At 44.4% G+C, this 13,759-nt stretch carries 9 protein-coding genes; 1 reads left to right on the top strand and 8 read right to left on the bottom strand.

Annotated elements, in window-relative coordinates:
* Positions 1 to 8: 8 nt before the first annotated feature.
* From BJU60_RS08400 to BJU60_RS08380, 5 genes are all read right to left on the bottom strand, one after another.
* Positions 9 to 704, bottom strand: coding sequence for a CpsD/CapB family tyrosine-protein kinase (locus tag BJU60_RS08400; protein ID WP_070328441.1), 696 nt, complete (start codon positions 702 to 704; stop codon positions 9 to 11).
* Positions 670 to 1,428: a YveK family protein gene (locus BJU60_RS08395; protein ID WP_070328440.1), complete on the bottom strand. Its 759-nt coding sequence runs from the start codon at positions 1,426 to 1,428 to the stop codon at positions 670 to 672. Before BJU60_RS08395 ends, BJU60_RS08400 begins: the two co-directional genes overlap by 35 nt.
* Before the next feature lie 207 nt (positions 1,429 to 1,635).
* Positions 1,636 to 2,091, bottom strand: coding sequence for a hypothetical protein (locus BJU60_RS08390; protein ID WP_070328439.1), 456 nt, complete (start codon positions 2,089 to 2,091; stop codon positions 1,636 to 1,638).
* Positions 2,092 to 2,314: 223 nt separating this feature from the next.
* On the bottom strand, positions 2,315 to 6,490 hold the full coding sequence (locus BJU60_RS08385) for an Ig-like domain-containing protein (RefSeq protein ID WP_070328438.1): 4,176 nt from the start codon (positions 6,488 to 6,490) through the stop codon (positions 2,315 to 2,317).
* A 274-nt stretch (positions 6,491 to 6,764) separates the two neighbouring features.
* Positions 6,765 to 7,862: a transglutaminase domain-containing protein gene (locus BJU60_RS08380; RefSeq protein WP_167615693.1), complete on the bottom strand. Its 1,098-nt coding sequence runs from the start codon at positions 7,860 to 7,862 to the stop codon at positions 6,765 to 6,767.
* Between the two features lie 463 nt (positions 7,863 to 8,325).
* Between BJU60_RS08380 and BJU60_RS15465 the strand changes: the two genes are divergently transcribed.
* On the top strand, positions 8,326 to 8,427 hold the full coding sequence (locus tag BJU60_RS15465; protein ID WP_367946374.1) for an IS3 family transposase: 102 nt from the start codon (positions 8,326 to 8,328) through the stop codon (positions 8,425 to 8,427).
* An 89-nt stretch (positions 8,428 to 8,516) separates the two neighbouring features.
* Here the strand turns inward: BJU60_RS15465 and BJU60_RS08375 are convergent, their stop codons facing one another.
* Genes BJU60_RS08375 through BJU60_RS08365 form a run of 3 tightly spaced genes read right to left on the bottom strand, consistent with a single transcriptional unit; the run spans position 8,517 to position 13,563 of the window.
* A complete protein-coding gene (locus BJU60_RS08375) occupies positions 8,517 to 9,599 on the bottom strand; it encodes a hypothetical protein (protein WP_070328436.1) in 1,083 nt (360 codons plus the stop codon).
* Between the two features lie 6 nt (positions 9,600 to 9,605).
* Positions 9,606 to 11,429: a hypothetical protein gene (locus BJU60_RS08370; RefSeq protein ID WP_217265641.1), complete on the bottom strand. Its 1,824-nt coding sequence runs from the start codon at positions 11,427 to 11,429 to the stop codon at positions 9,606 to 9,608.
* Positions 11,430 to 11,439: 10 nt separating this feature from the next.
* Complete coding sequence (locus BJU60_RS08365; RefSeq protein WP_070328434.1) at positions 11,440 to 13,563, bottom strand: hypothetical protein; 2,124 nt, start codon at positions 13,561 to 13,563, stop codon at positions 11,440 to 11,442.
* Between the last annotated feature and the right edge of the window lie 196 nt (positions 13,564 to 13,759).

Genomic DNA, 13,759 nt, shown 5'->3' with positions numbered 1-13,759 from the left:
TCGCCACCTCACTCGTACGCGTAATACTTATGCCGTCTGCTCTTCCGCTTGTTCAAGACGAGGCCGAGCATATGCGTCCCGGTCCGCTCGAGCTGTTCTTTCGCTTTCACGACGAGTTGGCGCTCTGAATTTTCGCAGCTGATGACAAGGATCGTGCCGTCGGCGATTTTTGCGAGCAGACGGGCGTCCGCCACTTGCATCATCGGCGGTGCGTCGAGGATGACGATATCGTATTGCCGGCGCACCTCATCGAGCAGTTCGACCATCTGGTCAGAAGCGATGAGCTCGGTCGGATTCGGCGGGATCGGTCCTGCGGTGAGGAGCGACAACCGCTCGACGCCCGTCTTTTGAATGGCCCGCTCGAGCGAGATCCGTCCGACGAGAATCGTCGATAGCCCGGCTTGGGACGAGAGGTTGAACGTGAACTGCGCCGTCGGTTTACGAAGGTCACAGTCGATGAGAAGGACACGCTTTCCGAGCTGTGCGTAGACGACGGCGAGGTTCGCCGCGGTCGTCGACTTCCCTTCCCCGGTCGAGGCTGATGTGACGTTGATCATCTGTAGCTTCTGACCGATCGACGTGAACTCGAGGTTCGTCCGGATCGTCCGATACTGCTCCGAGATCGGCGACTTCGGATTGGCGAGCGTGATCAAATCACGCTGCCCGTAATCAGGAAGATTGTCGTTCTTTTTTCTCAGAAACATGAGGGACCTCTCCTTTCCCTTTAGGGGTGTTCGTTTTTATTTTTTTCGGTTTCATGTCACGCCGTTCGATGACCGGCACCGATCCGATGACGGGAAGGTCTAACAGCCGTTCCGCCTCTTGTTCGTTTTGGATCCGTTTGTCGAACACGTAGCGTAAGAGACCGATCAGCCCGCCGAAGAACAAGCCGACGAACATACCGATCATTGTATTGACGAGAATGTTCGGCGACACCGGGTTGAGCGGCACTTCAGCCGGTGACAAGATGCGGACGTTGTCGATGTTCATCAGGTCCGGGATCTCGTCCGCGAACACTTCGCTGATGACGTTCGCCGTCTCGGCCGCCACCGTCGCGTCCGTATGGGTGATGACGACGCTGATGACTTGCGACTCTTCCTCACTCTCGACCGTGAGCGCGTCACTGATCGGGTCTGGCGCGTTCGGGACGCGCTCTGTCACTTCGTTCAAGATGGCCGGGCTCTTCATGATGACCCGGTACGTATTGACGAGCGAGAGCGACGAGAGCACTTCCGAGCTGTCGACGCGGTCGCCTTCTTGTTCGGTCACTAAGAGCACTTGCGTCGAGGCCTCGTACGTCGGTTGGATGAACGCCGTGCTTACATAATAAGCAGCGAGCCCGCCGAGCAGGATGAACGGTACGAGTAACCACTTGCTTTTCTTAAGTACCTCGACGAGATCACCGACGATCGTCGTTTGCTGATTCATGAATGTTTCCCTCCTTATAGACAAAATGGACGACAGAAATAAGGCATGAGTCTACCGTAATACGTTCTTTCCCTGTTCATCTTGACAATCGGAGGGAATCATTTATCATTTTTTCGCAACATCATGTCATGTTGCCGTTCCGTTTCGTTCTTTGTCTTTTTGGGAACTTGGACCTAAAAAAAGACCGCCTCGCGAGGAGACGGTCGATCAGTTCAGTTCGCGCTGCAGTTCGCGGTCGGTGATGTAGTCGGGTTCGAGTTTTAAGATGACGCGGTCGAAGGCGCGTTGAAGGCCGAACATGCCAAGCAACAGGACACCGAGCGCTAGAAAGAACGACGTCCCCGGCGAGCCGGTTTCAAACCACCCAAGCAACGCGTACAAGACAAGGAGGCCAAACAGCGTCAGCCAAAACGGGAAGCGGATGAGCCGTTGATACGTCGCGTCATCGTTGAACGTACTCCGGATTGTCCCGAGTTTCCATTCACGCACGAGCAGCGGGACGACGCCGAGGAAACCGAGTCCTATGAGGAGCGGTTGCGAGAGGTCGTCCGTTCGCAGGAACGTGCTCGTCAGGAAGATGGAACCGGCTCCGATCATAATCGCTTTTGCTTTGCCTTGCCGTGCGTAGTCGACGAGGCGGCGGATATGTTGTTCGCGTTTCATAGGTCAGCGCTCCTTTTCAAGTCGTTAATCTGTATACGGGCGTTCGTTCGATTGGTTTCAAAAACCGGATGAAGCATTGGCTTCATCCGGTACGGTTATTTGACGATGACCGACTGAGTCTGTTTCACATATCCCGCCTATGGTATCTACATAATCCAAGTGCCCTTCCTTATCCCTAAAGTGACAACAACGCAGATTGGCATCTCGCCAACCTGCGTTGTTGTCATTTCACGACTTTCATCGTCTTCTTCACTTCTTGATAGCCGGTTTGGGTCATCTTCACCGTAATGACCGTCCCTGTCTTTTGTTTCGGGATCATCAACCGATAGTTCCCTTTCACATCGACTTTTACCGCTTTACTGATTGCTTTCGTCCCTACATACGCCTGTACCGTCGCGGCCCGGTTCCCTTTGCCGGTCACGATTGTTTGCGTCGACTTGACCGGATTGGTCGTGAACGTCGAGAACGTATTGAGCACTTTCTTCGACGTCAGGCTCGAGACGTTACCCGCCGCATCGCGCCCCCGGACGGAGACGGTCGCACCTGGTTTCGTCGTCTTCAGGTTGTACGCATAGACACCGGTCGAACTCGCCTTCGTCGTGTACGTCCGGCCGTCATACGTAATCAGTACGGTCGCACCCGCTTCTGTCTTACCGGTCACCCGTGTCGACTTGTTCGTCAGTGTGAGGATTGTCGGCTTGATTGGACCGACCTTGTCAATCGTGAAGGAAATCGAGCTATAGTTGCCCGCTGCATCCGTCACGCGAAGCGCATATTTACCAGAGGTGCTCACTTGCGTGTTCGTACGGAACGCCTTGCCATTAAGCGTCGCCGTCCCTTCATTAAAACGAATCGTAACGGTTTGGTTCGTCAGTTGGTTCGCCGTGACACCGGTGACGCCAGGCCGTGTTCGGTCAATCGTGAACGTCTCAATCGTCTCGTTTCCGATTGAATCGATGAGACGGAGCGTGTACATACCTTCCCGGGAAATACGTGTCCCTGATACAAACGGTTGCCCGTTCAGTGTCGCCGTCCCTTCCATAAAGAGGGGTGCGACTTCACGGTAATGTGTCTTCCCTTTCGTCAAACCGCTTAAAGCAGGAGGTGTCGCATCAATCGTGAAACGAACGACAGTCTGATTTCCAGCTCGATCGGTGACCATCAATGAGTAGTCTCCATCGGTCGTGATGGCTTGATTCGAAGTGAACGGCTTCCCGTTTAATGTCGCCTCTCCCTCACTAAACGTCGGGCGAGCGGACGGATACGTGTCACCTTCTGTCACACCGAGAACCTTAACCGCCGTCTTGTCGATGGTGAAGGTGATTTTCGTGACGTTCCCCGCCTCGTCCTTAACCACTAGGTCATAGAGGCCTTCTTTCGTCAAAATCGTCCCACTTTCAAACGGTTTGTCATTCAAAAGCGCCGTTTCCTCTAAAAAGACAGGAGTAATATCTCGGTTGAAAGATCCATTTTTAACATCACTGACGATAGGTGGGGTACGGTCAATCTTGAATGATTGCCTCGTTTCATTTCCTGGCTTGTCTCGAACGACTAACGTATACACACCGTCTGTCGTGATTGATTGGCCTGACGTAAACGGCTTCCCATTTAAAAGCGCTACACCTTCATTGAAGGTCGGTGTCACGACTTGATTTGTCACACCGTTCGGTACTCCCATCAAAACAGGCGCTTTTTGATCTAACACGAAGCGCATCGTTGTCTGATTGTTCGCTTCATCTTTGACAACTAGCTCGTAAGTGCCGTCCGTTTCCACACGGACAGGCGACGTGACGACATTGCCATTCAACGTCGCTGTCTCTTCGTTGAATGTGAACGAAACAGGTTGAGCGTAGAACTGGTCATGCGAGACACCGGTCACGATTGGCGCGATGACGTCTTGGATTGACTTCGTCCAAAGATCACTTGTCAACATCCCGTGAGTGGCTTGGATGGAGAACATAGAGTTATTCGTTAGACGTAGTGCGTCGAAGACGAAACGGCCCGTTTCATCGGTCATGACTGTAGAGGTGTTTGCGCCGAGTGACAATGTTACATCTGTACCCGGTTCCGCCGTTCCTTGAATCGACGTATCTCGATTCGTCACAGGGTCAATTGTCATGACTTCATATCGCCGTGATATGGTCTCAGACGTACGGTCAATCTCATCTTTGGCATAAACAGAGAGGCTCACCGTCTTGTCGAGAGTGAAAGGTCCTTCGTATACAGATGATTGGTCGTTACGTGTGACATGAATCGTTCCATCGGTCGTCGTCAATTCAACCATCTGACCTTTCAAATAGATGCCACTGTCGAGTGTGGCAGTTACAATCGGAGCATCCGTTTTATACACTCGATACGACCATCGATGAATCTTACCGTACACATCAGTCATCGAGAAACGTAAAGTTTGGTCTTTCGGCGCCTTCATATCGACACGGAACGTTCCGTTTGCTTTTGTTTGGAGCGGTTCTCCGTTCAAGTAGAGAGTCGACAGCGGAATGAAGGATCCCGATATTGACACCATGCCGTCTTGTTCGAATACAGGTGTGGCTTCAAGTCCGAATGGCAATGTGTCATACAATTGATTCGTCGCAGCTTTTGAATATACAAGATTTGATCCAGATATGACGACCATCCCATCTTGGGAAGGTGTATAGTAGCCGGTAATAAAATAAGTTGCACGAACTTGCCCATATGCTGTCACACCTCCAGTGAGCCGTAACCGCCCACCGACATACACCTTTCCGTTGAGGACTGTACCTTGGCCGAGCGTCAATGTGACACCTGGCATGATGTACACATCTTGGTTCACCATTGTGTTAGTCCATTTTTCATTTGATGTGACGATGCGTGCATCGATAGGCGTGATAGCAGCGAGCGTTTTAATCGTAAGAGATAAACCTTCCGTCACCGTCGTTTCATTCCCGTTCATATCTTTTATACGCAATGATTGAAGTTTCCAAGTCGATGCTTCTTTAGGGAACGCACTACGAGGCAACTCCATGTTAAACCCATCTGTCGTGACATTCGTACTCGATATCGCCATCGTTTCATCGGATTCGTTCACAAACGTGGCATCAACTGACTTCAATTTTGAATTGTCAGAAGTGAACACGGTAAACGATTGGAAGCCATCGTCGTCCAATTCAAATGAAGTTGATTCGATTTTTTCAAAAATAGGAACCGTGTTGTCCTCAATTAAATCAAAATTATAATCACTAAAATCTTTTTTATTCCATGAATAAAGAACTTTGTCATGATTCGAATTGTATGTCGTCAAGTAGTTCCCAATGTTGTCATAAATCGACACGTAATAAATGATCCAGGTCCCCGACTCGTCGTTTGACGTCATCGCGAGCTGTCCGCGATACTTGCCATCCTCGCCCAACGTCAGACGTACACTCTTTGTTTTGGCTGTGACCGGGCTACCATAGTAGACATCGACCGTACGAATTCCGCTGCCCTCATCAAAAGCGTCAACTGTAATACCGACGCTCTCCCATGGCAAGACGGATTTCTTGTCGAGACTAATACTTTTTAGTTCCGGCTTGATTGTATCCACTTGCGTTCCATTCAATTCGAAGTTCTGCTCGTTGAAATCTCTCTTGTTCCAAGATGAAAGCACCTTGCTATGATTCGAATTGTAAATTTCTAGATAGTTCCCCATGTTGTCGTATATCGACACATGATAGATGATCCAGGTACCCGACTCGTCGTTTGACGTCATCGCGAGCTGTCCGCGATACTTGCCGTCCTCGCCCAACGTCAGACGTACGCTTTTCGTTTTGACTGTGACCGGGCTACTGTAGTAAACATCGACCGTACGAATTCCGCTACCCTCATCAAAGGCGTCAATTGTGATGCCGACGCTCTCCCCTGGCAAGACGGACTTCTTGTCGAGGCCGATGCTCTTCAGCATTGGCTTGACCGTGTCCACCTGCGTTCCATTCAATTCGAAGTTATACTCGCTGAAATCTCTCTTGTTCCAAGATGAAAGCACCTTGCTATGATTCGAATTGTAAATTTCTAGATAGTTCCCCATGTTGTCGTATATCGACACATGATAGATGATCCAGGTACCCGACTCGTCGTTTGACGTCATCGCGAGCTGCCCCCGGTACTTGCCGTCCTCGCCCAACGTCAGACGTACGCTTTTCGTTTTGACTGTGACCGGGCTACTGTAGTAAACATCAACCGTACGAATTCCGCTACCCTCATCAAAGGCGTCAATTGTGATGCCGACGCTCTCCCCTGGGATGACGGATTTCTTGTCGAGACTAATACTTTCTAGTTCCGGCTTGATTGTATCCACTTGCGCATTCACGATTAGAGAAAAAGAATCGATGTGGACGCCAAAAAGTAGCATAGTACAAATAAGTAAACTCATAAATTTCTTCACATGAACTTCCTCCTTATATTACTTCGTTCAATCTTTGTATATTGTACAGAACAGCTAGATAACCGTCGTATATAGTTAATTCTGAAACCAACCTAACCACCTTTTCATATATTTTCCTCTTCTCTTTAGTCAATGTGTATGTTTTTGAATATGAATCCTATAAATCCCATATAAAAATATAGCACGTTTCTCAAAAACGAAATGACCTATTTTTAAAAACAAGTGTATGAATGCAACAAAAAAAGAGCGAAGCTTCAATCGCTTCACTCCTACCTCAATGATAGTTCGCTGTCGCCGTCACCGGATACGTCTCTTCTTCCCACGTATGGTCCGCCCGAAGTGTCTCATCTGACACTAAAAAATAGTTATACCCGACTTCCCCTGGACGGTTTGGGACCGGATCGTTCCACGTCGTATCCAAGTGATACCAAGCACCGTCAAGTTTCACGAGGTTCCACGCGTGCAACTCCGTCCCGGCCTCGCCTGAGATGTATCTCGCCTCTACTCCAGCCGCTTCTAATAGAAGCAACGTCGTCAGCGCGTACCCTTCACAGACACCTTCCCCATTGAATAGAATCGAGTACGGGGTAAACGGACTCGCCACGCTATACAAATTATAGGCTGTATTCAACACGACAAAGTCATTCACATATTTAACTTTCTCATAATCGTTCAAGCCGGTTGGGATCTCCTCGACGACTTGATCAATTTTTTCTTCGATTTGATGCGCCTGTTCGGTCGTCATATCATAAGCGATGTCGAACTCGATGTCGACGTAACCTCCGTAATCCGTAAATTGTGTTTCCCACTGTCGCGATAAGCGATAGACGTAAATATGATTCGTCTCGATCCAGTCTCCTGCCTGCTCCATCATTTGTTCAAAATCATTGTTCTTGCCAATATAACGGATGGCGAACGACTCATCAAACTGGCTCATATGATAAGCGAGCGCCATGCCTAGTTCTTCCGGTGAGGCAATCTGGCCTGGTAACTCGAACGTGTCCCCTAAAATCGTAGCGGTTTGACTCTCGACCTGTTTCGGACCGAATAAATCACTTGTCTCGAGCTCCGTGTAGACGATATAACCGCTCGCAGTACTCACGCTGAGCATAATCAACGCGAGCACGCCACGTCCGATCACGACGATTGACGACCAAAGTGCCGACCGTCTACTTTTGAGGAGACGATTGAGTTCATCGCTGACCATCTCTTCAAGCCGTGCCCGTTTCATCTTCAGTTTTGAATGCGTCTGAAACACGACGGCTCGGTAGATCGGGTCGAGTAACTCGAATTGTTTAGCTGGGTTGTGCTCGTGGCTCTTCAGTTCACTCTTAAGTGGATCAAGTTGACGTTTTAGATAAGTATGGATCATTTGGCGACGTCGAAAATCACGAATGAGTAACAGAAAAATCGGAGTCGAAATTACCAATACGATTAAAAAGACTATTAAAGTATGCACACACGCACTCCTCATCCTAGTTCGTCTCAACACCAAAATAACCATTGTCACAATTTATTAATAGCGGCTTTAACTTTTATGTACGACGGTTTGTCAAATCAAGCGCAACACTTCCTCGGCTCAGGCCCCGTATGCGGTTCTCCAGTCCAGACATTCCGCGTTCGTCTAGCGATGGACAATCCGATGTTGAAGCAGCATCGCGTCTTCGTCAGTTACCGGTGCTTCCCTTTCTACCGGAGCGCCGTGATGATTCACAGCGACCAGAGCTTCCAGTACACATCCCAAAGAACTAAACGGGTGAGTTGAGGACACGAGCTTGGCCCGCTGCATCGACAATACCCCAATTAAGAGTTTTTGAGGTACTTTGAAGGTGTAAATGTACTGCCTACATGAAATCCAAACTTATGAAGAACTGAAATCGGCCATCGTGACGTACATACCCTTCTACAACGTCGAGCGTATTCCAGTATCCATCTAGGTTTTCAAAACGCGATAAACTGGTGTATCTGTATATCCGACGAAAAGTTACTTTTCCCTTTCATCTCAAACTTCATTTTTTAATATAGTTCAAATAAAATGCAAAATAATTTGAATGGCACTTAAAAAAATCAATCCACCCAAAAATAGATGGTTCTGCTTCGCTAGAGTATCATATCGAGCATTCAATTGATTATTCTCTGTTTGGAGCTCTTGTATAGTTTGCAGAGCTAACTGTCGATGTGCATTTTTTAATTCCTCCACTACCTGAATTCGATTGATTAAATCTGTTTCTGTCCGTTCAATCCACTCATTTTCCCATACTTTCTTTTGATCATTTATCGCTATCTCCCAACCCCTATGCTCGTTCGTGAACTGATTGATGGCGTCCTCCATTTCACTAACACGGCCTGTCAATTGTTCTTCTATTTTTTCGAATGCCCTACTCTGTTCTTTGAGCGCTGACTGCCAGTTCATTTTATGCATCTCTGCTGAATCTCGTTGCTCTCTATCGGTTTTAACTATCTTTTCCTCCAGTTGATTAATTTGACATAATAATTTTTCTTCCGTCGTTATTAGTAGATTTCGCTGGTTCTCGTTATTACGTTCGAATGTAACACGTTGCTCAGCCATGCTATTTTTAAAATCATTTAGCAGTTCAAGCCAGAGTCTATGAAGTTCCTCTAGAACAGAGACATGTTCTCCGATTTCAGTTACGACCGTCTTCAAACGACCATGCTCTATTTCATGTCGTTCCTGCGCCATTATAAATCTCTTTTCGTGTTTAGCGACGTAAGAATCAATCAGTCCTTTAGAAAGTTCATTAGACTGACTGATCAGGTCTCTTACTCGTTCAACTCCGTTGTTATACTCGGCAGAAAAACTTTGAAAATATGTTTGGACATCTTGCACCATGTTTTGAACGCTTGAGATTGACTGATTATTAGCTCCTTCTACTACATGATTCATATGTTTGATAGCGGCCCCAACATTTTTCTGCTCTCTTTTTATCTCCACAGACAAATCGTCAATTTCATTTTGAATGGAAATAATGGCTTCCGTTAGTTCTTTTCGAAAACGATTTAAAAAAACTTCGTCATTAAGTTCTTTTAATGAAACAAGAGCTTGTTCATAAAGGGCTTCTTCACTTGATTTAGGATTACTTATATTCATTTTTTCTCACCCTAACGTCTCAATAATTTTTTCGAAATCCTTTTCAAGCATAAGTAGATATATTCCGGCCATGTAACGTTCTTTCGCATCCCCATATACTGCTTGTTTGCACAGTTCTTCCTTTCTACTTTTAAAACGCTCGATAAAATAGTATTTGTATGTTCGAGCATGGTGTTGATCTTTTTGCCAAGAGGATTGAGTCTTTAATAATTCTATCTCGAACTCAGAGATTTCATATTCAATCTTTCTTATTCTCTGCTCGTAGGTCCTCTTTCGTCTATTTCCACGTCGTTGTTCCAAAGCATGTAATCTTATTAAATCGTCATAAAGGTTAGTAAGGCTTCTATAGATTTCGTCCGCCTCTTTGTAAACTGATTTACAGAAATTCATTGTCACGCCTACTAAATTAGCCTTCATCAATTTTATTTGATCGTTATAATTTCTTCGGGAAAGATATCTATCAATTTTCGATTCATCCCAATTATTAAAATCAATACACACATTCACGTTTAATTTCACATTTAAATTTAATAAATCGTCCTCTTTGTACAATTTTTCTAATAGCTTATTCATGTTTAAAATTTGACTATTTATTTGTTCTTCAAATGAAATTTTCAACTCTCGAAACCCATTATTCAATGATTTTTTAGACATGCATGACTGCAACTCATCAACCAATTTATCAACTTGTTGTTCCCATGTTTTTCGTTTCCACAGATATGTGAAAAAAATTCTGAACTTATCCTGAACTTCTTTTATTATTTCTAAATGCTCTTCGTGAGCAATCCTTTTTTCTTCATCACCATCTATGAGTATGCCTAGCCGGATTTTCCATTGTTCAGTTTGAGATTTCTTTAGTGTGAGTTTTTTATTTAGGAACGTAATGTCCTCTTCGCTTTCACGTAGTACTTCCGCGTAATACCTTGTCAAATAACTAAAAGACACATGCTGATAATTTATATTTTGAATTTGCTCTTTCAGTTCATTTAAAATTTTTTTTGCTAGTTCTTGTTCAAATGGTTGCAAACGTTCAAGACTATGACCAATTTCAATTGGATAAATCGTCTCCGTGATGCGCCCAAGAATGTCATTCATTTCTCTTTTGTAATAGTTCCTAAGGTTTTCCACATCACCAATATTTTTATTTTGAAGTCTCTTTTTGACTGAATCAGGCGAAAAAGCACGTGTCAGCACGACATAAAAATTATCAGGATAGTCATACCAGTGCTTCAGGTGGCTCATCCCAATGTCTCGTAGAAAAGTTAAATCTGATGCACTATTAACGATCAAACAAACGTGCGAGCGCGGAATCCAATAATCAATACATCTTTCAACATGTCGTCTTTCTCTTTCTTCGGCGGACTCAATACCAGGTAAATCTAATAATTCGAGAGTGACGTTAGTTTGAACAAATTTTGATTTTGGCAATTCAATTAGAACAGGGGCAATCGCATTATGTTGCCCCTGTTCTACTCTCTGTCTTAGCTCAGCTAGTTTTTCTTCCAATACGGTCGATGTGTGAATGACTGTCGGTGCTTCGTCTGGCAAGGTCAACACGTATTCTTCCGTCTTTGAAATTTGATATCGCGTGACCGTGACTGTCGCAGACTCCCCTAAATTGCGTTTACCTCGAAGAAACGTTGAAAGTTCATTGATTGCTTCTTCTTTAACACCTAATAAATTTAAAATCAATGTCGTCTTCCCTACTTGTGTTGGTCCATAAACCGATAAAATGACAGCTTCAGAATCAGGACTAACTGATTGAATATCATACATTTCAAATCGTTCCAGGAAATCTTCTCTTGCAGCATTGGCCCATTTGAACCGCATCTTTGGAAACTCAGTTAAGGAATCCTGCATTTCGGAACGCCTCTTCTCTTAATTTCCCACATTGATATTCTAATCGTTTTAACCGAACTTCAACCTCCTCATACAGTCCGAGGTCTGATCCATCTTGTCGCCGTAATCGATAGGCATATGTCAGCTTATCCTGCATTTCATCCATAATTCTATTTGCACCTTCGACAATTACCTCACGTTGATAATTTGCTGTTGCTTCTAGTACCTTACGCGAATATTCGTGACGTTCATATTTAAACTTCTCGATTTTTGCTGATCCCTTTTGAATTGCTATAAGTCCCGCTACACTACCGAGCCCGGCAATAGAAAGTGCGGAAGTCAACGCTGCTGAAATTCCGAGGGTTCCAAGTAATCCATTAATTGCGGCAAAACCATTTAGTGTTCCATCTAGTGCATCTATACCAAAGAAAACTGCTGCTCCAGTCGCAATACGATTCGCATCTAAAAAGAGATTTGAAAACTCTTGATGAAACTCTTCCAAATCTTTCGGCTGACCCTGAAACATTTTGAGTTGCTCGATTCCTTCAGTAAGCATCTTATGACTACCAACGTCCCCTTTTGTCAATATCAAATGCTGCATAATTATCCCCGAGATAACAGGGAGCTGTTGGATATCCTGTTCCGTCAATGTCACCTCAAGATCATCTGTATTTAAATACTGATCGATGACAGCTAGAGCTTGAGTGAAATTAGACTGTCCAATTTCTCCATCACTGGCAGACACTTCGTTATTGGCTTGATTGCTTAGTCTATTTTCATTACTTGTCTCTAAAAATTTCATTGTTTTAGGAGGGAGTGATGTTTTGATTGGCTTGATAGGTGACACGTGCTGCCTACGCATATTTATGTTTCGTCGATTCATTGCCTCAATAGAATCTACTATGATGTAATCCATTGTTCGCGTTCCCTCTTGTGCGTAAGTCTGTCGAATTAGTTCCAGTATTTTCAATCGCTCATTAAATTTTAAATCGCTTTTGAATAAAGACTTAATTTTGTCAACGTTATTATACTTTTCGTTTTTTATACTTTCTGTAATTTCACCTACGCATTTTTGAACGTGTGAATCAAGGCGTGTTTTTAAATTATCTTCTAAATTTTTTATATATTTCTCTCGTGCCGCCTCGAAAATGCGTTGAATAGTCCGAAGTTCTCGCCGTGATTTAAGTGAGTAGTTCTCTTTAATCTCAAGTTGGTCTTCAAGAGAAGTTAGTTCATATGATAAAGACTCACCGAGTTGTAATAGTTCTTCATGATGGAGACTTAAAGACTCCTGTGTATACTGACTATTTGATTTGATTAATCTCTCCATTTCTTGAGGCACATTTTTAATATCTGTATCCGATAAAATGATTTGAGCTTCATCAGCCATTTCAAATTTTTCAAATAAATTATGACGAATCATTTCCATTTTATCAGGTGACAGCTCGCTAGCATGAGTGATTACAAAACCTGGTGACTTGTCTTTGTAGGTATCAGCAACTTTTTGAAGTAGTCTTTCTTGATTCATTTGCGCAAGGCGCATATGATTCAATACAAGAATGACGCCTGTTGAACTATTAAGAAAGATATCAAGAAATTTTTGAGAATCGGTGCGACTGCTACGTTCAAATCCCGGTAATAAAGCCAGCGTCAAATGTCCCAGGACATTATTTTTCGGAAGAACAATTTCAAACCAAAGCATCTCTTCATTTGGATTTTGAACACCTTCGTTTAATAATTCTTTTGTGATAACATCATTCTGAATTTCAAAGCTTCCTGATTTAGTTTTAGCAGCGCGTGTCACCAAATATTTAATATTTGAAGCAGTACTATCAGATGAAATCAGTACAGGTCGCTTCTCTCCAACACCCACTTCCGATAGTAAAAGATCGTCCGGCAAACCTAGCGTTCGTTTTACAATTAAAGTTTTCCCTGCGCTCTGTAAACCAGCAACACTAATTACATGACGTGTTGAAATCAAATTCATGACCTGTAATCTACGGTAAATCTTTTCTAGTTCTGTGGTGTTAATGTTAAGTCGATTTGTCTTCGCGATTAATTCATGCAAATCGTGAATCATTGTTTGAACTGTGAATTCAGTTTTAAATTCAAGTGATTGGTTCATAAAAGTACGCTCCTTTGACTCGTTTTTTCAAGCGCTTATATTTCATAAGTTGAACACATGAAAATCAGTTAAAAAACGGACATCTCTTATTAAATTGAGAAGTCCGTTCGATTAGTGCTCGTCATACCTATACAAGATGATTAAAGCTTTTATCGATTCATTTACGCTCTGATTCTTTTCTGATTGTGCCAATCTT

The sequence above is a fragment of the Exiguobacterium aurantiacum genome (assembly GCF_001766415.1).
Lineage (GTDB): Bacteria > Bacillota > Bacilli > Exiguobacteriales > Exiguobacteriaceae > Exiguobacterium > Exiguobacterium aurantiacum_A.
This window is presented reverse-complemented; position numbering and strand designations above follow the sequence as displayed.

What these genes read in the sequence shown, in the direction of transcription:
- BJU60_RS08395 (WP_070328440.1), bottom strand. Translation starts at nt 1,428, where the DNA reads ATGAATCAGCAAACGACGATCGTCGGTGATCTCGTCGAGGTACTTAAG.
- BJU60_RS08380 (WP_167615693.1), bottom strand. Translation starts at nt 7,862, where the DNA reads ATGATCCATACTTATCTAAAACGTCAACTTGATCCACTTAAGAGTGAA.
- BJU60_RS08365 (WP_070328434.1), bottom strand. Translation starts at nt 13,563, where the DNA reads ATGAACCAATCACTTGAATTTAAAACTGAATTCACAGTTCAAACAATG.
- BJU60_RS08370 (WP_217265641.1), bottom strand. Translation starts at nt 11,429, where the DNA reads ATGCGGTTCAAATGGGCCAATGCTGCAAGAGAAGATTTCCTGGAACGA.
- BJU60_RS08390 (WP_070328439.1), bottom strand. Translation starts at nt 2,091, where the DNA reads ATGAAACGCGAACAACATATCCGCCGCCTCGTCGACTACGCACGGCAA.
- BJU60_RS08375 (WP_070328436.1), bottom strand. Translation starts at nt 9,599, where the DNA reads ATGAATATAAGTAATCCTAAATCAAGTGAAGAAGCCCTTTATGAACAA.
- BJU60_RS08400 (WP_070328441.1), bottom strand. Translation starts at nt 704, where the DNA reads ATGTTTCTGAGAAAAAAGAACGACAATCTTCCTGATTACGGGCAGCGT.
- BJU60_RS15465 (WP_367946374.1), top strand. Translation starts at nt 8,326, where the DNA reads ATGTACTGCCTACATGAAATCCAAACTTATGAAGAACTGAAATCGGCC.